Origin of the sequence: Streptomyces sp. NBC_01408 (assembly GCF_026340255.1) — a bacterium.
Classification (GTDB): Bacteria; Actinomycetota; Actinomycetes; order Streptomycetales; family Streptomycetaceae; genus Streptomyces.
In genome coordinates this window covers 3,679,355-3,703,500 of the sequence record NZ_JAPEPJ010000001.1, presented here as the reverse complement: position 1 = coordinate 3,703,500, position 24,146 = coordinate 3,679,355, and the positions used below count along the sequence as shown (strand labels likewise).

General features: G+C 73.7%; 20 protein-coding genes and 1 riboswitch. Of the genes, 12 read left to right on the top strand and 8 right to left on the bottom strand.

The window, feature by feature from the left end; translation table 11 throughout:
- Positions 1 to 48: 48 nt before the first annotated feature.
- The 3 genes from OG447_RS16855 to OG447_RS16845 all read right to left on the bottom strand — a co-directional run bounded on the left by OG447_RS16855 (position 49) and on the right by OG447_RS16845 (position 3,144).
- Positions 49 to 828, bottom strand: coding sequence for an enoyl-CoA hydratase/isomerase family protein (locus tag OG447_RS16855; RefSeq protein WP_266937417.1), 780 nt, complete (start codon positions 826 to 828; stop codon positions 49 to 51).
- Positions 829 to 970: 142 nt separating this feature from the next.
- Positions 971 to 1,192 carry a helix-turn-helix domain-containing protein gene (locus OG447_RS16850; RefSeq protein WP_266937416.1) on the bottom strand — a complete coding sequence of 74 codons (222 nt, stop codon included), beginning with the start codon at positions 1,190 to 1,192 and terminating at the stop codon, positions 971 to 973.
- Positions 1,193 to 1,545: 353 nt separating this feature from the next.
- The gene (locus tag OG447_RS16845) at positions 1,546 to 3,144 is read right to left on the bottom strand and encodes an ABC-F family ATP-binding cassette domain-containing protein (protein ID WP_266937415.1); all 1,599 of its coding nucleotides are present in this window, start codon (positions 3,142 to 3,144) and stop codon (positions 1,546 to 1,548) included.
- Between the two features lie 272 nt (positions 3,145 to 3,416).
- Between OG447_RS16845 and OG447_RS16840 the strand changes: the two genes are divergently transcribed.
- Positions 3,417 to 4,307, top strand: coding sequence for a neutral zinc metallopeptidase (locus OG447_RS16840; protein ID WP_266937414.1), 891 nt, complete (start codon positions 3,417 to 3,419; stop codon positions 4,305 to 4,307).
- Positions 4,308 to 4,367: 60 nt separating this feature from the next.
- Positions 4,368 to 4,763, top strand: coding sequence for a VOC family protein (locus OG447_RS16835; protein ID WP_266937413.1), 396 nt, complete (start codon positions 4,368 to 4,370; stop codon positions 4,761 to 4,763).
- Positions 4,764 to 5,022: 259 nt separating this feature from the next.
- On the opposite strand, the gene OG447_RS16830 is transcribed toward OG447_RS16835, so the two are convergent.
- Together OG447_RS16830 and OG447_RS16825 are read right to left on the bottom strand one after the other, a co-directional pair.
- Complete coding sequence (locus OG447_RS16830) at positions 5,023 to 6,336, bottom strand: hypothetical protein (protein ID WP_266938909.1); 1,314 nt, start codon at positions 6,334 to 6,336, stop codon at positions 5,023 to 5,025.
- A 225-nt stretch (positions 6,337 to 6,561) separates the two neighbouring features.
- The gene (locus OG447_RS16825; protein WP_266937412.1) at positions 6,562 to 7,692 is read right to left on the bottom strand and encodes a S9 family peptidase; all 1,131 of its coding nucleotides are present in this window, start codon (positions 7,690 to 7,692) and stop codon (positions 6,562 to 6,564) included.
- 311 nt (positions 7,693 to 8,003) lie between these two features.
- Here OG447_RS16825 and OG447_RS16820 point away from each other — a divergent pair, with 311 nt between their 5' ends.
- The 7 genes from OG447_RS16820 (at position 8,004) to OG447_RS16790 (ending at position 16,801) form a co-directional block, all read left to right on the top strand.
- Positions 8,004 to 9,287: an inorganic phosphate transporter gene (locus OG447_RS16820; protein ID WP_266937411.1), complete on the top strand. Its 1,284-nt coding sequence runs from the start codon at positions 8,004 to 8,006 to the stop codon at positions 9,285 to 9,287.
- 28 nt (positions 9,288 to 9,315) lie between these two features.
- A complete protein-coding gene (locus tag OG447_RS16815; protein WP_266937410.1) occupies positions 9,316 to 9,537 on the top strand; it encodes a hypothetical protein in 222 nt (73 codons plus the stop codon).
- A 145-nt stretch (positions 9,538 to 9,682) separates the two neighbouring features.
- A riboswitch (cobalamin riboswitch) is annotated at positions 9,683 to 9,767 on the top strand.
- 58 nt (positions 9,768 to 9,825) lie between these two features.
- Entirely contained in the window at positions 9,826 to 10,788 is a 963-nt protein-coding gene (locus OG447_RS16810) for a cobalamin biosynthesis protein (protein WP_266937409.1), read from the top strand.
- Positions 10,785 to 12,392, top strand: coding sequence for a cobyric acid synthase (locus OG447_RS16805; RefSeq protein ID WP_266937408.1), 1,608 nt, complete (start codon positions 10,785 to 10,787; stop codon positions 12,390 to 12,392). Before OG447_RS16810 ends, OG447_RS16805 begins: the two co-directional genes overlap by 4 nt.
- Positions 12,393 to 12,615: 223 nt before the next feature.
- The gene (locus OG447_RS16800; RefSeq protein ID WP_266937407.1) at positions 12,616 to 14,757 is read left to right on the top strand and encodes a putative cobaltochelatase; all 2,142 of its coding nucleotides are present in this window, start codon (positions 12,616 to 12,618) and stop codon (positions 14,755 to 14,757) included.
- Positions 14,757 to 15,356 (top strand): cob(I)yrinic acid a,c-diamide adenosyltransferase, encoded by a 600-nt coding sequence (cobO, locus tag OG447_RS16795; RefSeq protein WP_266937406.1) that lies wholly within the window; start codon positions 14,757 to 14,759, stop codon positions 15,354 to 15,356. Before OG447_RS16800 ends, cobO begins: the two co-directional genes overlap by 1 nt.
- Entirely contained in the window at positions 15,350 to 16,801 is a 1,452-nt protein-coding gene (locus OG447_RS16790) for a cobyrinate a,c-diamide synthase (RefSeq protein ID WP_266937404.1), read from the top strand. The genes cobO and OG447_RS16790 overlap by 7 nt, the downstream gene beginning before the upstream one ends.
- A 2-nt stretch (positions 16,802 to 16,803) precedes the next feature.
- Here OG447_RS16790 and OG447_RS16785 read toward each other — a convergent pair whose 3' ends face one another.
- A complete protein-coding gene (locus OG447_RS16785) occupies positions 16,804 to 17,529 on the bottom strand; it encodes a ZIP family metal transporter (protein ID WP_266937402.1) in 726 nt (241 codons plus the stop codon).
- Between the two features lie 165 nt (positions 17,530 to 17,694).
- Between OG447_RS16785 and cobC the strand changes: the two genes are divergently transcribed.
- Both cobC and OG447_RS16775 read left to right on the top strand, forming a co-directional pair.
- Positions 17,695 to 19,116, top strand: a complete 1,422-nt coding sequence (gene cobC / locus OG447_RS16780; protein ID WP_266937401.1) for an Rv2231c family pyridoxal phosphate-dependent protein CobC — start codon at positions 17,695 to 17,697, stop codon at positions 19,114 to 19,116.
- A 189-nt stretch (positions 19,117 to 19,305) separates the two neighbouring features.
- On the top strand, positions 19,306 to 20,529 hold the full coding sequence (locus tag OG447_RS16775; protein ID WP_266937400.1) for a CapA family protein: 1,224 nt from the start codon (positions 19,306 to 19,308) through the stop codon (positions 20,527 to 20,529).
- 15 nt (positions 20,530 to 20,544) lie between these two features.
- Here the strand turns inward: OG447_RS16775 and OG447_RS16770 are convergent, their stop codons facing one another.
- The gene (locus OG447_RS16770) at positions 20,545 to 21,480 is read right to left on the bottom strand and encodes an SCO1860 family LAETG-anchored protein (RefSeq protein ID WP_266937399.1); all 936 of its coding nucleotides are present in this window, start codon (positions 21,478 to 21,480) and stop codon (positions 20,545 to 20,547) included.
- Positions 21,481 to 21,813: 333 nt separating this feature from the next.
- Positions 21,814 to 22,935, bottom strand: a complete 1,122-nt coding sequence (locus OG447_RS16765) for an amidohydrolase family protein (RefSeq protein ID WP_266937398.1) — start codon at positions 22,933 to 22,935, stop codon at positions 21,814 to 21,816.
- A 64-nt stretch (positions 22,936 to 22,999) separates the two neighbouring features.
- Here OG447_RS16765 and OG447_RS16760 point away from each other — a divergent pair, with 64 nt between their 5' ends.
- The gene (locus OG447_RS16760; RefSeq protein ID WP_266937396.1) at positions 23,000 to 24,091 is read left to right on the top strand and encodes an alanine--glyoxylate aminotransferase family protein; all 1,092 of its coding nucleotides are present in this window, start codon (positions 23,000 to 23,002) and stop codon (positions 24,089 to 24,091) included.
- The last annotated feature ends 55 nt before the right edge of the window (positions 24,092 to 24,146 follow it).

Below are 24,146 nucleotides of genomic sequence, written 5' to 3'. Positions count from 1 at the left end.
TTTGAGGCGCGGGGTCCGGGGCTGAGCCCCAGGAAGGCGGGCCGCAGGTCAGTCCGAGAGGCCGGCCAGGTCGCGCAGACGGCGCGCCTGGGCCGCGCGCTCGGCGGCGCGCTGCTCGTCGTACGGGCGGGAGCCCGCGCCGCGCAGCAGTGCCTTGGTCTCGGTCACGGCATCCCGCGGCGGAGCCAGCAGCGCGGTGGTGAGGTCCTGGACGGCGGCGTCGAGCTCGTCCACCGGGACCACGAGGTTGGCGAGGCCGACGCGCTCGGCCTCCTCGGCGTGCACGAAGCGGCCCGTCGCGCAGATCTCCAGCGCGCGGGCGTAGCCGACCAGGGAGGTCAGGGGCTGGGTGCCGGTCAGGTCGGGGACCAGGCCCAGGCTGGTCTCGCGCATGGCGAACTGCACGTCGTCCGCGACCACGCGCAGGTCGCAGGCGAGCGCGAGCTGGAAGCCGGCACCGATGGCGTGCCCCTGCACGGCGGCGACGGAGATGATGTCATTGCGCCGCCACCAGGTGAATGCCTCCTGGTATTCGGCGATGGTGGAGTCGAGCAGCTCGTCCGAACCGCGCGCCAGGTCGAGGAAGGACGGCTCGCCCTCGAAGCCTTCGGGGGTGAATGCCTGCCGGTCCAGCCCCGCGGAGAAGGATTTGCCCTCGCCGCGCAGCACCACGACCCGGACGGTGCCCGGCAACAACCTTCCGGCCTCCGCCAAAGCCCGCCAGAGCGCAGGGGATTGAGCGTTTCGCTTGGCCGGATTGGTCAGTGTCACCGTGGCGACCGTGTCGTCGACGGTGAGCCGTACGCCGTCCTTGTCGAGCAGAGCCATCTGTATGCCTCCGGTGTGCAATCGGCCGTGGACTCGGCCTTAAGTGACTGCACAGTAACCACCCAGCCGACCTCAGGGCCGACCGGGGGTCACCGAAGGAACCGTTGGAACAGGTGAAGCCATTGGAACGGTTGGACCAGGGTCAGGCCGCAGCCGCCTTCTTGCCACGCGTCGCGCCACCTCGGCCGCGCAACGAAACCCCGGACTCACTGAGCATCCGGTGGACGAATCCGTAGGACCGGCCGGTCTCTTCGGCCAGCGCCCGGATACTCGCACCGGAGTCGTACTTCTTCTTCAGGTCTGCCGCGAGCTTGTCGCGCGCGGCGCCGGTTACCCGGCTGCCCTTCTTCAGAGTCTCGGCCACCCGTGCCTCCTCATGGGAAGTGCGCTCTGGACTTCTCATGATCACCCCTCCCACGCTTCCTGGCCACCCATTCAGCAAGGTCGGTGCAACCGCATTTCCCGACGGGTGGACGCGCGAGCAGAACGGAATCTTCTCTTCCGCTGCATGACCTCCGTCACACTCCCCCGCCCCCGCAGGGAATCGGCAGGTCAGGGGCCGGACGCCGGAAACGGACGGGCCCCGGTCGCGCGCCCTCGCGGGCGCGGCCGGGGCCGTCGTACAGCGTGCAACGGTACGAGACCGTCTCACTCAGATGATGGATCACGTCTGAGCCGAATGATCCATAAGGAACTGGATCACCCCGCCGGGACGGGTCAGGCGAGCGCCACGAGGTCCCGGTAGTCCGGTCCCCAGAGGTCCTCCACGCCGTCCGGCAGCAGGATGATCCGCTCGGGCTCCAGGGCCTCCACCGCGCCCTCGTCGTGCGTGACGAGGATGACGGCGCCCTTGTACGTGCGCAGCGCGCCCAGGATCTCTTCGCGGCTGGCCGGGTCGAGGTTGTTCGTGGGCTCGTCGAGCAGCAGCACGTTCGCCGAGGAGACGACCAGCGTGGCCAGGGCCAGCCGGGTCTTCTCGCCGCCGGAGAGGACTCCCGCCGGCTTGTCCACGTCGCCCCCGGAGAACAGGAAGGAGCCGAGGGTCTTGCGTACGGCGACCAGGTCGAGGTCGGGCGCGGAGGAGCGCATGTTCTCCAGGACCGTGCGCTCCGGGTCCAGGGTCTCGTGCTCCTGGGCGTAGTAGCCGAGCTTGAGGCCGTGGCCGGGGACGACCGTGCCCGTGTCCGGCTTCTCGGTGCCCGACAGCAGGCGCAGCAGCGTGGTCTTGCCGGCGCCGTTGAGGCCGAGGATGACGACGCGGGAGCCCTTGTCGATGGCCAGGTCGACGTCGGTGAAGATCTCCAGCGAGCCGTAGGACTTCGACAGGCCCTCGGCGGTCAGCGGGGTCTTGCCGCAGGGCGCCGGGTCCGGGAAGCGGAGCTTGGCGACCTTGTCGGAGACGCGGACGGCCTCCAGGCCGGCCAGCAGCCGGTCGGCGCGCTTGGCCATGTTCTGCGCGGCGACGGTCTTGGTGGCCTTGGCGCGCATCTTGTCGGCCTGCGAGTTCAGGGCCGCGGCCTTCTTCTCCGCGTTCTGGCGCTCGCGCTTGCGGCGCTTCTCGTCGGCCTCGCGCTGCTGCTGGTAGAGCTTCCAGCCCATGTTGTAGACGTCGATCTGGGAGCGGTTGGCGTCCAGGTAGAAGACCTTGTTGACGACGGTCTCGACCAGGTCGACGTCGTGGGAGATCACGACGAAGCCGCCGCGGTAGTTCTTCAGGTAGTCCCGCAGCCAGACGATCGAGTCGGCGTCGAGGTGGTTGGTGGGCTCGTCGAGGAGCAGGGTGTCGGCGTCCGAGAAGAGGATCCGGGCGAGCTCGACGCGGCGTCGCTGACCGCCGGAGAGGGTGTGCAGCGGCTGGCCGAGCACCCGGTCGGGCAGGCCGAGGGCGGCCGAGATAGTGGCGGCCTCGGACTCGGCGGCGTACCCGCCCTTGGTGAGGAACTCGGTCTCCTGGCGCTCGTACTGGCGCAGCGCCTTCTCGCGGGTGGCGCCGGCGCCGCTGGAGATGCGCTCCTCGTTCATCCGCATCTTCTTGAGCAGGACGTCCAGGCCGCGCGCCGACAGGATGCGGTCGCTGGCCAGGACGTCGAGGTCGCCGGTGCGCGGGTCCTGCGGGAGGTAGCCGACCTCGCCCGAGCGGGCGATGGAGCCGGCGGCGGGCTGACCCTCGCCCGCGAGGCACTTGGTGAGGGTGGTCTTGCCGGCTCCGTTGCGGCCGACCAGGCCGATGCGGTCGCCCTTGGCGATGCGGAAGGAGGCGGACTCGATGAGGACGCGGGCGCCGGCGCGCAGCTCGACGCCGGTGGCGGTGATCACGGAAATACTCCAGGGCGGTGGGTACGGCGGAAGGGGGGCAGGACGCGAGCTTCGACGCCGCTAATCCGCGAGGAGATTTGCCATGACAGACATTCTACCGGGGGTGCGCAACTACTTTCCGGGCCGCCCGGGGGTCAGGGCCCCTGTCCCCGTGTCCCCCGTTCGGCCCAGCGGCCGCATCCGCAGGTCAGGGGGCGTACCGGGATGAATGGGCTGATACTCGCCGCAGGGCCGGCGGGCTCCCTGGCCTCAGGAACGGAGGGCGGTGCGGGATGCAGTTCGACGACAACGCCAATCTGGACACGTCCGAGGTCAAGGACGTGCGCGGGAGCCGGGTCCCGGGCGGGAGGGCGACGATCGGCGGCGGCATCATCGGCTTCATCGCGCTGGTCATGGGGCTGCTGTTCGGTGTAGGGCCGGAGCAGCTGGGACTGTCCTCCGGGGACCAGGAGCCGGGCCCGGCCGCCTCCTCCGTCAACCAGGTGCAGCAGGCGTGCAGGACCGGGCAGGACGCGAACGCCCGGGAGGACTGCCGGCTGGTCGCGGTGGTGAACAGCACCCAGGACTTCTGGAATCAGGAGTTCACCCGGCGCTCGGGCACGTACTCCCGGGCTTCGACGGTCTTCTTCACCGGCCGGGTGAACACCGCCTGCGGCGCGGCCACCTCGGCGGTGGGCCCCTTCTACTGCCCCGCCGACCGGCAGGTCTACCTGGACCTGGACTTCTTCGACGACCTGCGGACGAAGTTCGGCGCGAGCGGCGGCCCCTTCGCCCAGGCGTACGTCGTCGCCCACGAGTACGGGCACCACATCCAGAACCTGACGGGAACGCTCCAGCGGTCCCAGGACGGACGGCAGGGCGCGGACAGCAACGCGGTCAGGGTCGAGCTCCAGGCCGACTGCTACGCCGGGGTGTGGGCGCACAACGCGACGAGGACCCCGGACGAGTCCACGGGCCGGCCGCTGATCACCAGCCTGACCGACCAGGACATCCGGGACGGGCTGGACGCGGCGGCCGCGGTCGGCGACGACCGGATCCAGGAGAAGTTCCAGGGCCGGGTGACCCCGGAGTCCTGGACGCACGGGTCGGCCGAGCAGCGCCAGCAGTGGTTCTACGAGGGCTACCGCACCGGCGACATGGCCCGGTGCAACACCTTCCGCTGACTGCCGGTGGCGCCTGCCATGCTGTGACGTGGGTCACCACAACGAGAGGGAGTGATCGTCATGGCAGGCGTTCCGTCCATCTGCCCCACGCTGGTCTACCGCGATGCGAAGGGGGCGATCAAGCTGCTCACCGAGGCCTTCGGGTTCAGCCAGGTCGCCGTGTACGAGGGTGAGGACGGCTCCGTGGCGCATGCTGAGCTGGCCTACGGCAACGGCGTGGTGATGCTGGGCAGCAAGGGAACGGGCGGGGTCTTCGACAAGGCCATGGGGGACGCGGGACCGTCGGGGGTGTACGTAGTCGTGGAGGACGTGGACGCCCACCACCGGCGGGCCGCGGAACACGGCGCGGAGATCCTGATGGAGCCCACCGACCAGGACTACGGCTCCCGGGACTACATGGCCCGGGACGCCGAGGGCAACATCTGGAGCTTCGGAACGTACGCGCCCCAGGTATAGGGCGCGAGCCGTACCGGGTCCGGCGGTACGGGAGCCCGTACGGGTGACCGTGCGGGCTCCCGTACCTCCGGACCGTGCACCACCTCGGACCTACTCGCCTAGTGCTGTGGCCGGAAAGGTCTGCCGGGTCGCGTCGTCCGGTGCGGTGCATCGCAAGGCGGAGGGCCGCGGCTCGTACTGGACGTACCGGCGCGGTCCGACAACGCGGCGAGGCGCCGTACCGGGCGGCGCGACCCGGTGGACCTTTCCGGTCACAGCACTAGACGCCCCCGGTGTGGACCTGGAAGGCAGCCCGGCGGACGGCCTTGGCCAGGGCCGGGTCGGGGTGGGCCGCGGCCAGTGCGACCAGGACCTGCACGGTGCGCGGGTGGCCGACCGCCCGGACCTCGTCCAGCAGCCGGGGGACGGTGGTCCGCACGGCCGAGTCCAGGTGGCGGGCCAGCAGCTCGGCCTCGCCGTGGTCGGCGATGGCTGCGGCGGTGTCCACCCAGAGCCAGGTCTGCTCCTCGGCGGTGAGGACGTCCTGGGCCTCGTCGGGGTCGACCCCGTCGTGCTCGGCGAGCCAGAGCAGGGCGTAGGGGCGCAGGGCGGGCTCGCGCACGGCCGCGCGCACCTCGGGCTCGGCGGGGGCGCCGACCACGCGCAGGGCCTCGAAGGCCAGGCCGCGCAACAGGGCGTCCTCGCCCCGGGCGGCGTGCAGCAGCTCGCTGACGGCGTGGCCGACGGGCCGGGCGGCGAGCCAGGCCCGGTACTCGGCGCGGGCCGGGCCCGGGGTGAGCCGGGCGCAGCCGTGCAGCATGGCGGCGGCGGACTGCTCGATGTTCCCGGCGGTGCTCTGCGCGGCGACGCAGATCTGCTCCAGCTTGACCCAGACGGCCCAGCTGCCCAGCGGGGTGAGGGCGGCCTGGGCGGGGCCGAGGGTGACGGCGTCCACGGCGGCGAGTCCGCCGAGGGCCCAGCGCAGCAGGCGGGCGAGCGGGACGGGGGGTGCGTCGAGCGCGGGCAGCGGCGCCGCGTCGTAGGGGATCTCGCACCGTTCGTCGCGCAGTTCGGTGACCCGCTGTCCGAGCAGGTCGAGCAGGTCGGGGACGGTCACGGGCCCGGCCGACAGCTGGAGCAGGGAGAGCAGCTGGGGCATGGCCTCGACCACCTCGGCGACGGCCGAGGGGGCGATGTCGGCGGGGGCCGGGTGGACCAGCGACCAGGCGTCGAAGAGGGCGACCCAGCCGCGCAGTACGGCGGCGTCGTCGCGGTCCCAGGCGCGCAGCCGCCAGCCGGGCCGGGCATGCCCGCCGTGCACCTCGACGAGTCCGGCGAGCCGGGCGCGGTCCCAGCCGACCATGATCTGGCCGTGCGTCAGGTGGAGTTCCGCGGCGGCCCGTTCGACGTCCTCGGCGGGCAGGGCGCCCGTCGGTGCGGGCCGGCCGCCGTCTCCGGCGCCGAGGTGGAGCTCGGCCCAGCGGGTCAGGCGTACGGCGTCGGCCAGCGAGGCGCGGGCCCGGTTCGCGAGGTCGGCCGTGGCGGGCGTGCCCGCCGGAGGCCGCGGGGCCGTCCGGGTGCGCCGGTCGGTCACCGCCTTGCGGGCCGTGGCGACGGAACGCGGGGAGACGAGGCGGAGTCTGGAGTCGCGAGCCAACTGCTCATCAGGCTTTCGGGACGTCACGGAAGCAGTCTCGCCCGTCACTGGCCGAAAGCCCAAACGGAACCGGCCGTTTCCGCTGGACGACGGCACGACAGACCCGGACAAGCCGCCCGCTTGCCCCTGGTCCGGCACACGGCCTTCACATGTGACGGCCCTTCACATCAGGGGAGTGAGGAAGCGGCGCAGGGTTTCCTCGTATCCGGCCGGGTCGGCGTTCCACATCGCGCCGTGCCCGGCCTCGCGCACGGTGTGCAGGGTGACGAGGTCGGGGCGGGCGGCGGCGAGCCGGCGGGAGGGCTCCCAGGGGGCGAGCGCGTCGTCCGGCCCGTGGAAGATCAGTACGGGCATGTGCAGGGCCCGCGGGTCGGCGCCCGGGGCCCTGTGGTCGGCGCGCAGTCCGGCCCGGCCCTCGGCGGCCCGGACGGCGAGCGGCAGCAGCGCGGCCGGGGTCCGGCGGGCCGCGGCGAGCCCGCGCAGGGTGGCGTGCCAGTCGAGCACGGGCGAGTCCAGCACCAGCCCGGCGATCTTGCCGGCGAGCGCGGAGCGTTCGGCGGCGTACAGGGCCATGGTGGCTCCGGTGGACCAGCCGTGCAGGATCACGCGCCGGGCCCCGTAGCGCAGGGCGTAGCGGATGGCGGCGTCCAGGTCCCGCCACTCCGATTCGCCGAGGTGGCCGAGGCCGTCCGGGGAGGAGGGGGCGCCGAGGTCGCCCCGGTAGCCGAGGTCCAGGACGGGGAGCTGGTGGCGGTGCAGGAAGGGCATGACCACCATCGGGTGCTCGCGGCTGCCGCCGAGCCCGTGCACGGTGATGACCCAGGTGTCCCGGGCGGCGGGTACGAACCAGGCGGGCAGGCCGCCGAGCTCCCCGGGGACGTCCACGTCGGCGTGGTCGAGCCCGAGGGCGGTGCGCGGATTGCCGAGGTGGACCTGGGGGGTGAGCCTGACCCGGGTGCCGGGCCCGAGGGTGCCGTGGGTGACGGAGAGGAGGCGCCGCACGACGGTGTCGGGGCCGTGCAGGGCGTCGGTGAGTACGGGGCCCACGACGGCGTGCACCCCGGGCGCGGTCAGGCCGTAGGTGCCGGGGCGCAGGGAACCCAGGGAGCGGGTCAGGGCGATCCGGCCGTCGGCCGCGGAGTGGACGCTGAGCCGGGGTTCGCCAGGCAGGGGGCGGCCCGGCTCGGGCCGCAGGGCGGCGTCGGCTGCGTACCGGCCGGCCGCGACCGCGGCCGCGCCGGCACCCAGGAGGGCGGTGGTGACGGCTGCTGCCGTCGCTGTGGCGGTACGCACGGCTCCAGTGTCGGGGCGCGGGCTCCGGCGGGCCACCGGAGGCGATCGCTCCGCACCGGGACCCGAGCGGAGTGATCCCCGTCTCACCCGACGCCCCCGGAGGGCGGGCCGACGCACCGGGGGTCCGGGGCGGAGTCGTTCATTCACCCGGCTTTGACGTGCATTAATCGTCAGATCTAAGTCAGAATCAGGACAAGGGGCCTGATTCCATGGAAGCCGAGTACACCGATCGGCCCGTGTCAGTTCATCTTCCGTTCATCCAGGTTGCCTACGGTCGCCGAGCCACTGACGTCAAACAGAAGCCTGGGTAAATGGAGCACATAACGCTTCTCCTCGGGATCGTGATCATTACCGCTCTCGTGTTCGACTTCACGAACGGTTTCCACGACACGGCCAACGCGATGGCCACCACCATCTCGACCGGCGCCCTCAAGCCCAAGACGGCGGTGGCCATGTCCGCCGTGCTCAACCTCGTCGGAGCGTTCCTGTCCGTGGAGGTCGCCAAGACGATCTCCAAGGGCCTGGTCAACGAGGAGGGCATCCAGCCAGAGGTGATCTTCGCCGCCCTGGTCGGCGCGATCCTCTGGAACCTCGTCACCTGGCTGGTCGGACTGCCCTCCAGCTCCTCGCACGCCCTGATGGGCGGCCTGATCGGTGCCGCGGTAGCCTCCGCCGGCCTCGGCGCGGTCAACGGGGACACGCTCGTCACCAAGGTGCTGATCCCCGCGATCGCGGCCCCGCTCGTCGCCGGTCTGGCAGCGATGCTGGCCACGAAGGTCACGTACAAGTTCGGCAACAAGGTCGGCGAGAAGACCTCGGCCAAGGGTTACCGCGCCGGTCAGATCGCCTCCGCCGGACTCGTCTCCCTCGCGCACGGCACCAACGACGCGCAGAAGACGATGGGCATCATCACCCTGGCGCTCATCGCGGGCGGCGCGATCGCGCCGGACGCGAACCCGCCGGTGTGGGTCATCCTCTCCGCCGGTGTCGCGATCGCGCTCGGTACCTACCTGGGCGGCTGGCGCATCATCCGCACCATGGGCAAGGGCCTGACCGACCTGGAGCCGCAGCAGGGCTTCGCCGCCCAGACCTCGGCCGCCACGGTCATCCTGGCCTCCTCGAACCTCGGCTTCTCGCTCTCCACCACCCACTCGTGCTCCGGCGCGGTCATGGGTGCGGGCCTGGGCCGCAAGGGCGGTGTGGTCCGCTGGTCCACCGCGACCCGCATGTTCGTCGCCTGGGGTCTGACCCTGCCGGCCGCCGCCCTCGTCTCGGCGGGCGCCGAACTGGTCATGCGCACCGGCGACGTCGGCATCGCCGCCGTCGCGGTCTTCCTGATCGCCTCCTGCGCCGCAATCTGGTTCATCTCGCGCCGCCAGGTGATCGACCACAACAACGTCAACGACGTGCCGGCCGCCGAGGCCGGGGAGCCGGGGGTCGTCACCACGGCGATCGCGGCCGTCACCGTCCCGCCGACCGTCGCCGCGGCCGGTACGAACGCCGCCGGTACGACCGCCGCGGTCACGGACGACGCCCTCAAGGCCACCATCCCGGCCGCGACCGCGACGCCTGCGGCTCCGGCCGCGGCGGTCTGACCCCGAGAACGACAGAGGAATCAGCGGTATGAAGATCGACTGGGCAGCACTCGGCTCCGTGTTCGGAGTCAGCCTCTCCGCCACCGTCGCCCTCGTGGCCCTCTTCACCCTGGGCCTGGTGGGCCTGTCCAAGCACGAGGCCGCCACCGAGCAGGGAGGCGCCGCCACCCTGGCCCGCAGCGGCGCGTACGCCTGCTTCGCGCTCGTCACGGCGGCCGTGGGCTACGGGATCTACCTGATCGTCGCCTGATCCGCCGCCCTGCGGCGCATACGGCATGAAAGCTCCCTCCGGGTTGTCCCGGAGGGAGCTTTCGTATGCCCCGCCGCAGGTCAACGGCGAGTTGACGGGCATTCGCGCTGCGTGGTGGACTGCCCACGCCAGTACGGCGGCATGGAGAGGAAGTCCGGTGCGAATCCGGCGCGGTCCCGCCACTGTCACCGGGGAGCACGCACCACGCGCGTCCCGGGAGCCAGGAACTCTCGCCGCCCGTCACGTCGAACCAGGGCGCGGACCCTGAGTGAGGACATACCTGCCACCATGCGTGCCGACCGCGTCTTCGCGTACGGCGCCGCGGCGGGCCTGATCGGCGACCGGATCCTCGGGGATCCGCGCCGAGGGCACCCCGTGGCCGCCTTCGGACGAGCCGCCTCCGCTGTCGAGCGCGCCCTGTGGCGCGACGACCGCGCCCGGGGCGTCCTGCACACCCTGATATGCGCCGGGGGCGCCACCGCCGTGGGCGCGCTGGGCGCCCGCGCCGTGCGCGCCCGGCCCGCGGCGGCCCGGATCGCCCTGACCGCCGCCGCCACCTGGGCCGTCGTCGGAGGCACCTCACTGGGCCGGGAGGCCCGCGCCATCGGCGGAGCCCTCGCCGCCGGGGACGCCGAAGTGGCCCGCGAGCGCCTGCCCCACCTGTGCGGACGCGATCCGCAGGCCCTGGACGAGCAGCAGATGGCCCGCGCCGTCGTGGAGTCGGTCGCGGAGAACACCTCCGACGCGGTGGTCGGGGCCCTGGTGTGGGGCGCCGTCGCCGGTGTCCCCGGGCTGCTGGCCTTCCGCGCCGTGAACACCCTGGACGCGATGGTCGGCCACAAGTCGCCCCGCTACCTGCGCTACGGCTGGGCCTCCGCCCGGCTCGACGACCTGGCGGGCTGGCCGGGCGCCCGGCTGACGGCCCTCGCCGCCGTGGCCGCGGGCCCCGACCGGCGCGGGGCCCTGCGGGCCTGGCGCGCGGACGCCGCCCAGCACCCCAGCCCGAACGCCGGACCCGTGGAGGCCTCCTTCGCCGGGGCCCTCGGCGTCAGACTGGGCGGGACCCTGGCGTACGGCGGCCGGGTCGAGCACCGGGCCGTGCTGAACGGCGGGTCGGGGCGGCCGGTGGAGGTCGCGGACATCGAGCGGGCGGTACGGCTGTCGCGGCAGGTGACCTGGCTGGCCCTGGGCGCCTGTGTGGCCGCCAGGCTGCTGGTATCCGGTACGAGGAAGAGGGGGCGGCGCGGATGAGCGGCGCGAAGCGCGGCGGCGGACTGCTCGTCGCCGGAACCACGTCGGACGCCGGCAAGAGCGTGGTCACGGCCGGCATCTGCCGCTGGCTGGCCCGCCAGGGCGTGAAGGTGGCGCCCTTCAAGGCGCAGAACATGTCGCTGAACTCGTTCGTGACGCGGGAGGGCGCCGAGATCGGGCGCGCCCAGGCGATGCAGGCGCAGGCGGCCCGCGTGGAGCCCACCGCGCTGATGAACCCGGTGCTGCTCAAGCCCGGCAGTGACCGCAGCAGCCAGGTGGTGCTGCTGGGCAAGCCGGTGGGCGAGATGAGCGCCCGGGGGTTCTTCGGGGAGGCCGGGGCCGCGACGCGGTCGCCATCAGGCGCCGTGTCCCCCGGGAAGGCGCTGCACGGCGGGCGGCAGGAGCAGTTGCTGGGCGTCGTCACGGACTGTCTGGAGCAGCTGCGGGGCACGTATGACGCCGTGATCTGCGAGGGGGCGGGCAGTCCGGCCGAGATCAACCTGCGCCGGACCGACATCGTGAACATGGGCATCGCGCGGGCCGCACGGTTCCCGGTGGTCGTGGTCGGCGACATCGACCGCGGCGGGGTCTTCGCGTCCTTCTTCGGGACCACGGCGCTGCTGTCGCCCGAGGACCAGTCCCTGATCGCCGGCTACCTGGTCAACAAGTTCCGCGGCGACGTCTCGCTGCTGGAGCCGGGCATGGAGATGCTGCGCGGCCTGACCGGGCGGGCGACGTACGGGGTGCTGCCCTTCCAGCACGGGCTGGGCATCGACGAGGAGGACGGCCTGCGGGTCTCCCTGCGGGGCGCCGTACGCGAGTCCGTGGTGGCCCCGCCGGTCGGCGAGGACGTGCTGCGGGTCGCGGTGTGCGCGGTGCCGCTGATGTCCAACTTCACGGACGTCGACGCGCTGGCGGCCGAACCGGGTGTCGTGGTGCGGTTCGTGGACCGGGCCGAGGAACTGGCCGACGCGGACCTGGTCGTCGTACCGGGCACCCGCGGCACGGTGAAGGCCCTGGCCTGGCTGCGCGAGCGCGGGCTCGCGGACGCGCTGGCGCGGCGGGCCGCCGAGGGGCGGCCGGTGCTGGGCATCTGCGGCGGGTTCCAGCTGCTGGGCGAGCGGATCTCGGACGAGGTCGAATCGCGGGCGGGCGAGGTCGACGGCCTCGGACTCCTCCCCGTACGGGTCCGCTTCGAACGGGAGAAGACCCTGGCACGGCCGGTGGGTTCGGCGCTGGGGGAGCCGGTCGAGGGCTACGAGATCCACCACGGCGTGGCCGAAGTGCTCGGCGGGGAGACGTTCATGTCCGATGACAACGGACGCGGTCTGGACGGCTGCCGCGTCGGGTCGGTGTGGGGCACCCACTGGCACGGCTCGCTGGAGTCGGACGGCTTCCGCCGCGCGTTCCTGCGGGAGGTGGCGGCGGCCGCGGGTCGCCGGTTCGTGCCTGCCCCGGACACGTCCTTCGCCTCCCTGCGGGAGGAGCAACTGGACCTGCTCGGCGACCTGATCGAGGAGCACGCCGATACCGCTGCGCTGCTCCGCCTGATCGAGACCGGAGCCCCGGCCGGGCTCCCCTTCCTCCCCCCGGGCGCGCCGTGAGGGGCCTGGCCCTGCGGGGCTGTTCCCCCACCCGCCCCTTCCCGAAACCGGGGGCTGCGCCCCCGGACCCCCATACGTGCGCTTCGCGCCCGTGCGCTCAAACGCCGCGCGGGCTGGGATTGCTGCGCAATCCGGCCGCACAGATCCAGCCCCGCCGCCGTTTGAGGCGCGGGGTCCGGGGCGGAGCCCCAGGCACGGTCCGCACCCACGAAGGAGTGAGCACATGAGTACGCCCTATCCGTTCACCGCAGTGGTCGGCCAGGCCGACCTCCGGCTGGCACTGCTGCTGAACGCTGTCAGCCCCGCGGTCGGTGGTGTACTCGTGCGCGGCGAGAAGGGGACCGCCAAGTCCACGGCCGTGCGCGCGCTGTCGGCGCTGCTGCCGCAGGTGGCCGTCGTCTCCGGATGCCGGTTCTCGTGCGCGCCCGTTGCGCCGGACCCGGCCTGCCCGGACGGCCCGCACGAGGCCGGACCGGGGACGGCGCGGCCGGCCCGGATGGTGGAGCTGCCGGTGGGCGCCTCCGAGGACCGTCTCGTCGGCGCGCTCGACATCGAACGGGCCCTCGCGGAGGGCGTGAAGGCCTTCGAGCCGGGCCTGCTGGCCGATGCCCACCGCGGGATCCTGTACGTGGACGAGGTCAACCTCCTCCACGACCACCTGATCGACCTGCTCCTGGACGCGGCCGCGATGGGCGCGTCCTACGTCGAGCGCGAGGGCGTCTCCGTACGTCACGCGGCCCGCTTCCTGCTCGTCGGCACGATGAACCCGGAGGAGGGCGAGCTGCGGCCGCAGCTCCTGGACCGCTTCGGGCTCACGGTGGAGGTGGCCGCCTCCCGCGAGCCCGCGCAGCGGGTCGAGGTGGTCCGCCGCCGGCTCGCCTACGAGGACGACCCGGCCGGTTTCGCGACCCGCTGGGCCGGTGACGAGCACGAGGTGCGCGACCGGGTGGTGGCGGCGCGGGCGCTGCTGCCGAGCGTGCGGCTCGGGGACACCGCGCTGCTGCAGATCGCCGCGGCCTGCGCGGGCTTCGAGGTCGACGGGATGCGGGCCGACATCGTGATGGCCCGTACCGCGACCGCTCTGGCGGCCTGGGCCGGGCGGACCGAGGTGCGCAAGGAGGACGTACGGCAGGCAGCCCTGCTGGCGCTCCCCCACCGCCGCAGGCGGGCGCCGTTCGACGCGCCGGGCCTGGACGAGGACAAGCTGGACGAGATCCTCGACCAGTTCGCCGACGAGGAACCGCAGGACGAGCCCGACCCCTCGAGCGGCCCGGACCCCGATCCGCAGACCGACCCGGAAACCGATCCGGACGACGACGGCGGCGGCCCCGACGGCGGCGGCGGGGTGCCCCCGCAGGGTGAGGGCCCCAAGGCCCCGGAAGCCCCGTCGGACTCCGCGCCCCCGGAGTCCCCGCCGGAGAGCGCCGAGGCCCCGTCGGACGCCCCCGGGGCCACCCAGCCCTCCGCCCAGGAGGCCGGCGGGCCCGAGCAGGCCGCCGTACGGGCCACCGAGCCGTTCCGCACCAAGATGCTGAGCGTGCCCGGCCTGGGCGAGGGCGCGGCCGGGCGGCGTTCGCGCGCCCGTACCGCGCACGGCCGGACCACCGGCGCCCAGCGCCCCCGCGGGCATCTGACGAAGCTGCACCTGGCGGCCACCGTCCACGCGGCCGCCCCGCACCAGAAGGCCCGCGGGCGCACCGGCCGCGGTCTCGTCGTGCGCAAGGACGACCTGCGGCAGGCGACGCGGGAGGGCCGCGAGGGCAACCTCGTCCTCTTCCTCGTCGACGCCTCCGGTTCCATGGCCGCCCGGCAGCGCATGGGCGCCGTCAAGGGCGCCGTGCTGTCCCTGCTGCTGGACGCCTACCAGCGCCGGGACAAGGTCGGCCTGGTCACCTTCCGCGGCTCCGGCGCCGAGCTGGCGCTGCCGCCCACCTCCTCCGTGGACGCGGCCGCGGCCCGGCTGGAGCGGCTGCCCACCGGCGGCCGCACCCCGCTGGCCGCCGGACTGCTGAAGGCCCGCGAGGTGCTGCGCATCGAGCGGCTGCGGGATCCGAGCAGGCGCCCGCTCCTCGTGGTGGTCACCGACGGCCGGGCCACCTCCGCCGGTTCGCTCGGCGGCGACCCGCGCGCCCTCTCGTCCCGCAGCGCCCGGCTGCTGGCCTCCGAAGGGGTCACGTCCGTGGTGGTGGACTGTGAGTCCGGGCCGGTCCGGCTGGGACTGGCAGGGGTACTGGCCGGCGACCTCGGCGCACCCGCCGTCACGCTCGACGGGCTGCGGGCCGACTCGCTGGCCGGACTCGTGAAGAACGTACGTACATCAGTGACATCTCCCGCTTCGCACACCAGCAACAGGAGGGCCGCGTAATGCCGCAGGGACAGCCGTCCGTCGTTCCGGACGACGGACTCACGACGCGCCAGCGCCGCAACCGCCCGCTCGTCTTCGTCCACACCGGCCCCGGCAAGGGCAAGTCGACGGCGGCCTTCGGGCTGGCGCTGCGCGCCTGGAACCAGGGCTGGTCGATCGGGGTGTTCCAGTTCGTCAAGTCGGCGAAGTGGAAGGTCGGCGAGGAGAACGCGCTCAAGGTGCTCGGCGCCTCCGGCGAGGGCGGCCCGGTCGTCTGGCACAAGATGGGCGAGGGCTGGTCCTGGGTCCAGCGGGACGCGCAGCTCGACAACGAGCAGGCGGCCAAGGAGGGCTGGGAGCAGGTCAAGCGCGACCTGGCCGCCGAGACGCACAAGCTGTACGTGCTCGACGAGTTCGCGTACCCGATGCACTGGGGCTGGATCGACGTCGACGAGGTCATCCAGGTGCTGCGCGACCGGCCCGGCACCCAGCACGTGGTGATCACGGGGCGCAACGCCCCCGAGAAGCTGGTGGAGTTCGCGGACCTGGTCACCGAGATGACCAAGGTCAAGCACCCGATGGACGCCGGCCAGAAGGGCCAGAAGGGCATCGAGTGGTGACCTCGCTCCACATCCCGCGGCTGGTCGTCACCGCGCCCTCGTCCGGCAGCGGCAAGACGACCGTCGCGACGGGCCTGATGGCGGCCTTCGCGGAGCGCGGCCTCGCCGTGTCCCCGCACAAGGCCGGGCCCGACTACATCGACCCCGGCTACCACGCGCTGGCCACCGGCCGCCCGGGGCGCAACCTCGACGCCTTCATGTGCGGGCCGGAGCTGGTCGCCCCGCTGTTCGCGCACGGGGCGGCCGGGTGCGACCTCGCCGTGGTCGAGGGCGTGATGGGGCTCTACGACGGGGCCGCCGGGCGGGGCGAGCTCGCTTCGACCGCGCACGTCGCAAAGCTGCTGCGGGCGCCGGTGGTGCTGGTGGTCGACGCCTCCTCGCAGTCGCGGTCGGTGGCGGCGCTGGTGCACGGCTTCGCCTCCTTCGACCCGCAGGTGCGGCTGGGGGGCGTGATCCTGAACAAGGTCGGCTCCGACCGGCACGAGACGATGCTTCGCGAGGCGCTGGAGGAGGCGGGGATGCCGGTGCTCGGCGTCCTGCGGCGGGCTCCGCAGGTGGCCGCGCCCTCGCGGCACCTGGGGCTGGTGCCGGTCGCCGAGCGGCGGTCGGACGCGCTCGCCGCGGTTGCCGCGCTGGCGGAGCAGGTCCGGGCGGGGTGCGACCTGGACGCCCTGATGGCCTTGGCCCGGACGGCCCCGGCATTGTCTTGCGAAGCCTGGTCTCCGCAAGAGGCTCTGGAAGTGCCGCTGCGCGGCAACGTCCATCCAGGCGGACTGCGTCAGCCGAATCCAGCCCCGCCGGCGTTTGAGGCGCGGGGTCCGGGGCGGAGCCCCGGTGCACGACCGGTCGTCGCCGTCGCAGGCGGGGCCGCGTTCACGTTCTCGTACGCCGAGCACGCCGAGCTGCTGCAAGCCGCAGGGGCGGACGTCGTCACCTTCGACCCGCTCCGGGACGAGGCGCTCCCCGAGGGAGCCGCCGGCCTGGTGATCGGCGGCGGGTTCCCCGAGGTGTACGCGCCCGAGCTGTCGGCCAACGAGCCGCTGCGCAAGGCCGTGGCCCGCTTCGCCGCGCAGGGCGCCCCCGTGGCCGCCGAATGCGCAGGGCTGCTGTACCTCGCGCAGTCGCTGGACGGGAAGCCGATGTGCGGGGTGCTGGACGCCGACGCGCGGATGTCGGAGCGCCTCACGCTGGGCTACCGCGAGGCGGTGGCGGTGTCCGACAGCACGCTCGCGGCGGCCGGGACCCGGCTGCGCGGGCACGAGTTCCACCGGACGGTGATCGAGCCGGGCGCGGGGGCCGCGCCGGCCTGGGGCTTCACGCATCCCGAGCGGCGCGTCGAGGGCTTCGTACAGCAGGGTGTGCACGCCAGCTACCTGCACACGCACTGGGCTGCGGAGCCTTCCGTCGCCCTCCGGTTCGTGGCAGCGGCGGCGGACCGGCCGTGAGATCACTCCGCGATGCCCACCACGAGCCAGATCCCGGCCACTCCGCCCACCGTGCACATCAGCGTGGACAGGGCGGGGTGCTTGTGGTGCGCCTCGGGGAGGATCTCGGCGGCGGCCAGGTACAGCAGGACTCCTCCGAAGAAGCCCAGGTACGCGCCGAGCGCTTCCTCCGGAAGGGTGAAGAGCAGAGTGGACGCCGCCCCCACGACAGGGGCGACGGCGTCCGCGAAGAGCATCAGCAGGGCCTTGCGGCGGGCGTTCCCGTACAGGCTGGTGAGGGTGTACGTGTTGAACCCGTCGGCGAAGTCGTGGGTGATGACGGCCAGTGCCACGGCTACGCCCATTCCGCCGCCGACCTGGAAGGCCGCGCCCAGCGCCACGCCGTCGGCGAAGCTGTGGCCGACCATCGCGGAGGCCGCGGTGAGCCCGACCTGGGGGACGCGGGCGCCGTCCTCGGCGCCGTGCGCGGCCTGGCGGACGGCCAGTACGCGTTCCACGACGTGCGCGACCAGGAACCCGGCCACGAACAGCAGCAGGGCGAGCGGGACTCCGAATGCCTCGGTGCCCGCCGCGTGCAGCGCCTCCGGGAGCAGATCGAGGCCGACCACGCCGAGCATCAGCCCGCCGGCCAGGCCCAGCACGAGGTGGCGGCGGTCGGTGACGCGTTGCGCCGTCCATCCGCCCGCCAGGGTCATCAGGAACGCGCCCAACGCCACGATCACGGCCATGTGCCCCTGAATACCGACTCCGCGCTCCGCGTGCACGTCCCGGCGCGGGTGGCGGGCTTCGCACTGTTGACGAGCGGCCGGTGACGGTGAGGCGTCGGTGAGTTCCGGTGGCGGTGAGGTGTCGGTGAGGTTCCGGTGACGGTGACTACGGAGGGAGGACCCCCGGTGGGCGAGTACGCGACGCAGCTGGTGGTCGGGGTCGGCGGACGCGCGGGGGTTTCCGTGGCGGAGGTCTGCGCCCTGGTCGAGGAGACGCTGCGGGGGGCCGGGCTGGCCCCGGGGGCGGTGACGGCGCTGGCGACGGTGGAGTCGAAGGCGGGAGAGGCGGGGATCACCGGCGCGGCGAAACGTTTCGGCGTGCCCCTCCTCAGCTACCCGGCCGACGAGCTGGCGGCGATCGAGGTGCCGCACCCCTCGGAGGCCGCTCGCGAGGCGGCCGGGACCCGGTCCGTCGCGGAGGCGGCCGCGCTCGCCGGGGGCGGGGAGCTCCTCGTACCGAAGCGGCGCTCGGTGGCGGCGACCTGCGCGGTGGCCACGGTCTGCGCGCACGACCTGCGCCACCACGGGGACGCCGAGGTGGTGGACGCGGGCGCCGCGCTGGTGGACCTCGCGGTCAACGTACGGGCGGACACGCCCCCGGCCTGGCTCGAGCAGCGGATCGCGGCCTCCCTGGGCGATCTCGCCGCGTACCCCGACGGACGGGCGGCCCGCGCGGCGGTGGCCGCCCGGCACGGGCTGCCCGTCGAGCGGGTGCTGCTGACGGCCGGGGCCGCGGAGGCCTTCGTGCTGATCGCACGCGCCCTGGGCGCCGTACGGCCGGTGGTGGTGCATCCGCAGTTCACCGAGCCGGAGGCGGCCCTGCGGGACGCGGGCCACCGGGTGGGACGGGTGGTGCTCCGGGCGGCCGACGGCTTCCGGCTGGACCCGGCGGCGGTGCCGGAGGACGCCGACCTCGTGGTGATCGGCAACCCGACCAACCCGACCTCCGTCCTGCACCCGGCGGACACCCTGGCCGCGCTGGCCCGGCCGGGCCGGATCCTGGTGGTGGACGAGGCCTTCATGGACGCCGTCCCGGGCGAGCGGGAGGCCCTGGCCGGGCGGATGGACCTGCCGGGGCTGGTGGTGCTGCGGAGCCTGACGAAGACCTGGGGGCTGGCGGGGCTGCGGATCGGCTACGTGCTGGCCGAGCCCGAGGTGATCGCGAAGCTGGCGGCCGCACAGCCGCTGTGGCCGGTGTCGACCCCGGCGCTGGTGGCGGCCGAGGCCTGTATGGCCCCGGCGGCGCTGGCCGAGGCGGAGGAGGCCGCGCGGCAGATCGCGGTGGACCGGGCGCACCTGCTGGCCGGGCTCGCGGAGTTCGACGAGATCCAGGTGACGGGGGTGGCGCAGGGCCCGTTCGTCCTGATCCAGGTGGCGGGCGCCGCCGAGGTACGGGTCCGGCTGCGCGCCCTGGGCTTCGCGGTGCGCCGCGGGGACACCTTCCCGGGGCTGGACCACTCCTGGCTGCGCCTGGCGGTCCGCGACCGGGCGACGACGGGCCGGCTGCTCCAGGCCATGGACCACGCCCTCGCGCTGGCCGCGCCCTGACCTGCCGCCGGACCCGGGACGGCCTGGCCCACCGGACGGCATACCCCGGGCGGCGTACCCCGGACGGCCTGGCTCGAACGGCGTGCCCCGGACGGCGTATGCGGGACGGCGTGCCTACGATGACGCCTGCGCGGCGGGGCGGCAGGGGCCGCGCACCGAGCGGTGCGACAACAGGGGGCAATGGCGATCATGAAGGCATCCGCGCGCATAGGCGCCGCCGTGGCGGGGCTGGCCCTCGTGGGCGGCGGGATCTACGCCGTCCCGAAGCTGCTCGACCGCGGCTCCCCGGCCACGGAGCAGCGGCTCGGGGCAAAGCCCGGGGCCGGATCCGCGGAGCCGGGCGCGACCGCCCCCGCCCGGCAGCCGTTCACCCTGGTGGCGACCGGCGACATCATCCCGTACCCGTCGATCGTCCAGCGGTCCGCGCAGGACGCGGAGAAGGCCGGGGAGTACGACTTCCGAAAGATACTCGCGGGGGTCAAACCCCTGGTGTCCGCCGCCGACCTGGCGATATGCCACCACGAGATACCGTACGGGCGGCCCGGCGGCCCCTACACCGGCTACCCCACCTTCAAGGCCCCGCACCAGCTGGCCGACGCCCTCAAGGACGCCGGGTACGACAGCTGCTCCACCGCCTCGAACCACACCCTGGACGACGGCTACGAGGGCCTCGCCCGCACCCTGGAACACCTCGACCGGGTCGGCATCCCGCACGTCGGGTCCGCCCGCAGCGCGGAGGAGGCCAAGGCCCCCGCCCTGCTCGCGGCCGGCGGCGCCAAGGTCGCCCAGCTGTCGTACACCTACGGCACGAACGGCATCCCGCTCCCCCAGGACAAGCCGTGGGCGGTCAACCTCATCGACCAGGACCGGATCATCGCCGACGCCCGCGCCGCCCGGGCCGCGGGCGCGCAGGTGGTGGTGCTCAGCGTCCACTGGGGGACCGAGTGGCAGACAGCACCCGACCAGCAACAGCGTGACCTGGCACAGGCGCTGACCGCTTCGCGGTCGGCCGACGGGCTCGCCGACATCGACCTGATCATCGGCACGCACAACCACGTGCCGCAGCCCTACGAGAAGATCAACGGCACCTGGGTGGTCTTCGGCATGGGCGACCAGGTCGCGAGCTTCGTACCGGCCGACAAACTGCGCGGCAACCAGTCCTCGGTCCCCCGCTTCACCTTCGCCCCGGCGGCGGCGCATCCGGGCCGCTGGGAGGTGGTGAAGGCCGAATACCTCACGCAGTACTCGGACATGGGCCCGCCCTTCCGCGTCGTCTGCGCCTCCTGCTCGGCCTCCGACACCACGCTCCCGGAGGCCAAGCGCGCCGAGTACGCCCGGATCGACAAGCAGGTCACCGAGGCCGTGATGTCACGCGGCGCGGGCGGACAGGGGCTGACGCGCGCGGAGCGCTGACCCCGCGGTCCACCGCTACGAGGCCCTGTTCCGGCGGGTCACGACGAGGGCGCTCGCGCCGATCCCCAGCAGGACCAGCGCCCCGCCCGCGACGTACGGGGTCAGCGAACCGCCGCCGGTCTCGGCCAGGTTGGCGTCGGTGGTGATACCCGCCCCGGTTCCGCTTCCCGTCCCGGTGCCCGTCTGGGGCTTGATGTCGGGCTTGGCGTCCGGCGTGGCGGAGGGGGTGGGGGCGGGGCCCTTCGGGGACTCGCAGTGCGCCTCGGCGAGCACGACCTCGCCGTCGACCTGCGCCACGTTCAGGTTCAGCGGGTTCACCGACACCTTCAGGCGCAGCGCGGCCGCGGCGGCGGTGGTGGAGGTGGTCTCCGTACCGGACAGCTCCAGGCTGACCAGGCCGACGCCCGGGACCTCGACCTTGGTGGGGCCGCCCGCCGACAGGGTGACCTTCTTGCCCAGCGCGGTCACCGTCCCGAGGACGTTCGAGCTGGCCACGGGCTTCTTGCCGGCCTCGCAGACGGCCTTGGAGGTGACCTTCTCCACCTCGATGAGGGAGAGGGACGGCAGACCCGGAACGTGCACCCTGGCCTTGGCGAGGGTGGCTTCCGCCTCGGCCCGGTTCTTGTCCGCGGTCGCCTTGGAGGTGGCCACGTCGGCCTTCAGGACGCGGACCGGCGCGCCTCCCTCGACCCCGTCCAGGGTCACGGTCAGCGCCGTCTTCTCGGCCGTCGCCGGGGCACTGACCTCGTTGAGCGTGGTCTTCAGCGGGACGTGCACGGTCTTGTTGAGCAGGCCCACGTCCAGTCCGGCGCGCAGGACGACGGCGCCCGCCTTGCCCTCGCTCCCGGCGCCGGCGCCGCCCGTGGCGAGGGCGGGCGGAGCGGTGAGCAGGGCTAACGCCCCCGTGGCGAGCAGGACGGCCGCGGGCATGCGGAAGGTGTTGCTGTTCAAGATGGTGGAACCCCCAGGGAGATGGGTGCCGTCGCGCCGCCAATGGGGGACATTGCGCGCGCCGACGGCCTCGACCCCGGAATCTTTACGCACCGAGAGTGAACGGGCGGCAACCTGGCGTGAGTTCACCCCAAGGGGTGGTTTCCACTCATATTTTCGAATCTCTACGCCTCAGGAGGAACGCGAGTTCCCTCGTCTCACACGGACGGCCGACACGGGCCGCCCGTGCGGACGTTGATAACGACTGCCGGGCCGCCGATGTCACGCGCGGTCAACGCGGGCGCCGCCTAGTGGTGTGGCCGGAAAGGTTTGCCGGCCACAGCACTAGGAGCTTCAGGCCCGGACGGCGCCGTTCACGACGACCCGGAGCGGCTGCGCGAGCGCCCGTACGTCGGCCCGCGGATCGGCCCCGTAGACCACGAGGTCCGCCGGTGCCCCCTCGGTCAGCCCGGGCCGGCCCAGCCAGGCGCGGGCCGCCCAGGCCGTCGCCGACAGGGCGTCCAGCGGCGGGATCCCGGCCTTCACCAGCTCCGCGACCTCCGCCGCGACCAGGCCGTGCGGCAGGGAGCCGCCCGCGTCGGTGCCGACGTACACCGCGATGCCCGCGTCGTGGGCCGCCCGGACGGTGTCGTAGCGCCGCTCGTGGAGCCTTCGCATGTGCGCCGACCACTTCGGGAACTTCCCCTCGCCGGACGCCGCCAGCGTGGGGAAGGTCGCGGTGTTCACCAGCGTCGGAACGATGGCGACCCCGCGCTCCGCGAACAGCGGGATGGCCTCCTCGGTGAGCCCGGTGGCGTGCTCGATGCAGTCGATGCCCGCCTCGACCAGGTCGCGCAGCGAGTCCTCGGAGAAGCAGTGCGCGGTGACCCTGGCGCCCAGCCGGTGGGCCTCGGCGATGGCAGCCTCGACCTCGGCGCGCGGCCAGCAGGCCGTCAGGTCGCCCACCTCGCGGTCGATCCAGTCCCCCACCAGCTTCACCCAGCCGTCGCCGCGCCGGGCCTCGCGGCCGACGTACGCGACGAGGTCGGCGGGCTCGATCTCGTGCGCGTAGTTGCGGATGTAGCGCCGGGTGCGGGCGATGTGCCGGCCGGCCCGGATGATCTTCGGGAGGTCCTCGCGGTCGTCGATCCACCGGGTGTCGGAGGGGGATCCCGCGTCGCGGATGAGGAGGGTGCCCGCGTCGCGGTCGGCGAGGGCCTGCCGCTCGGCGGTCCCGGCGTCGACCGGGCCGTGGGAGTCCAGGCCCACGTGGCAGTGCGCGTCGACCAGGCCGGGCAGCGCCCAGCCGGTTACCGTGGTGACGTCGCGGGCGGTGGGCGGGCGCTCGTAGGAGATCCGCCCGCCGACCACCCAGAGTTCGTCGCGGACCTCGTCGGGCCCGACCAGCACCCGCCCCTTCACGTGCAGCACGTCGCTCACGCCGCTCACGCCGGTCCCGTCGCTCACATCGCTCATGTCGGCACTGTACGGGCGTGCTCGGTACGCTCTGCGGGTAGCCCCGGACGAAGAGAGCACCACCGTGACCCACCCCCTCCTGGACCTCCCGCCGCTGACCGCGGAGCGCTTCGCGTCGATCGAACAGGGGGTCGCGGACCTGCTGTCCACCCAGCAGGACGTGGTGATCACCCAGGGCGAGGCGCTGCTCCCCCTGGAGGGCTGCATCCGCTCGGGCGCGCGGCCCGGTTCGACGGCCCTGAACGTGGTCACCGGCCCCTACGGGACCACCTTCGGCAACTGGCTGCGCGACTGCGGGGCGACCGTGGTGGACCTGGAGGTGCCCTTCGACACGGCGGTGACGGCCGGTCAGGTGGCCCGGGCGATGGCCGACCACCCGCGGATCGACTTCGTCTCGCTCGTCCACGCGGAGGCGGCGACGGGCAACACCAACCCGGTCGCCGAGATCGGCGAGGCCGTACGGGAGCACGGTGCGCTGTTCATGCTGGACGCGGTGGCCTCGGTGGGCGCAGAGCCGCTGCTGCCGGACGCCTGGGGCGTGGACCTGTGCGTGATCGGCGCACAGAAGGCGATGGGCGGCCCCGCCGGCGTGTCGGCGGTGTCGGTGTCGGACCGTGCCTGGGCCCGGTTCGCCGAGAACCCGGCGGCGCCGCGCCGTTCGTACCTCTCCCTGCTGGACTGGAAGGAGCGCTGGATCGACGGCGGGCGCAAGACGCTGCTGCACGCTCCGGCGCAGCTGGAGATGCTCGCCCTGGAGGCCTGCCTCGACCGGATCGCGGCCGAGGGGCTGCCCGCGGTGATGGCCCGCCACGCGGCCGCGGCGGCGGCGACCCGCGCGGGCGCGCAGGCGCTGGGCGTGACCCCGTACGTGGGCCGGGTGCCGGAGGCCGCCCCGGTGGCCACCACCCTGCGCGTGGCCGAGGCCTCGCTGGTGGCGGCCAAGGCGCTGGCCGCCGACCCGGCCCTGCCCCTCGCGGCCGGGGGCGGGGCGCTGGCCCAGGAGATGATCCGGGTCAACCACTACGGCCCGGCGGCCTCCGTCGCGGTGGTCCGGGACTGCCTGAGGGCCCTGGGGGCCGCGCTGTCGGCGCCCGCGGGGGCGGTGGAGACCGCCCTGGCGGCGGCGGAGTCGGCCTGGGCGGACACCCTGTTCTGACCTGCTCGGGGCCGCCGCGGAGGGGCGGGGTCGGGGGGCGGCGTAGCGGGGCGGG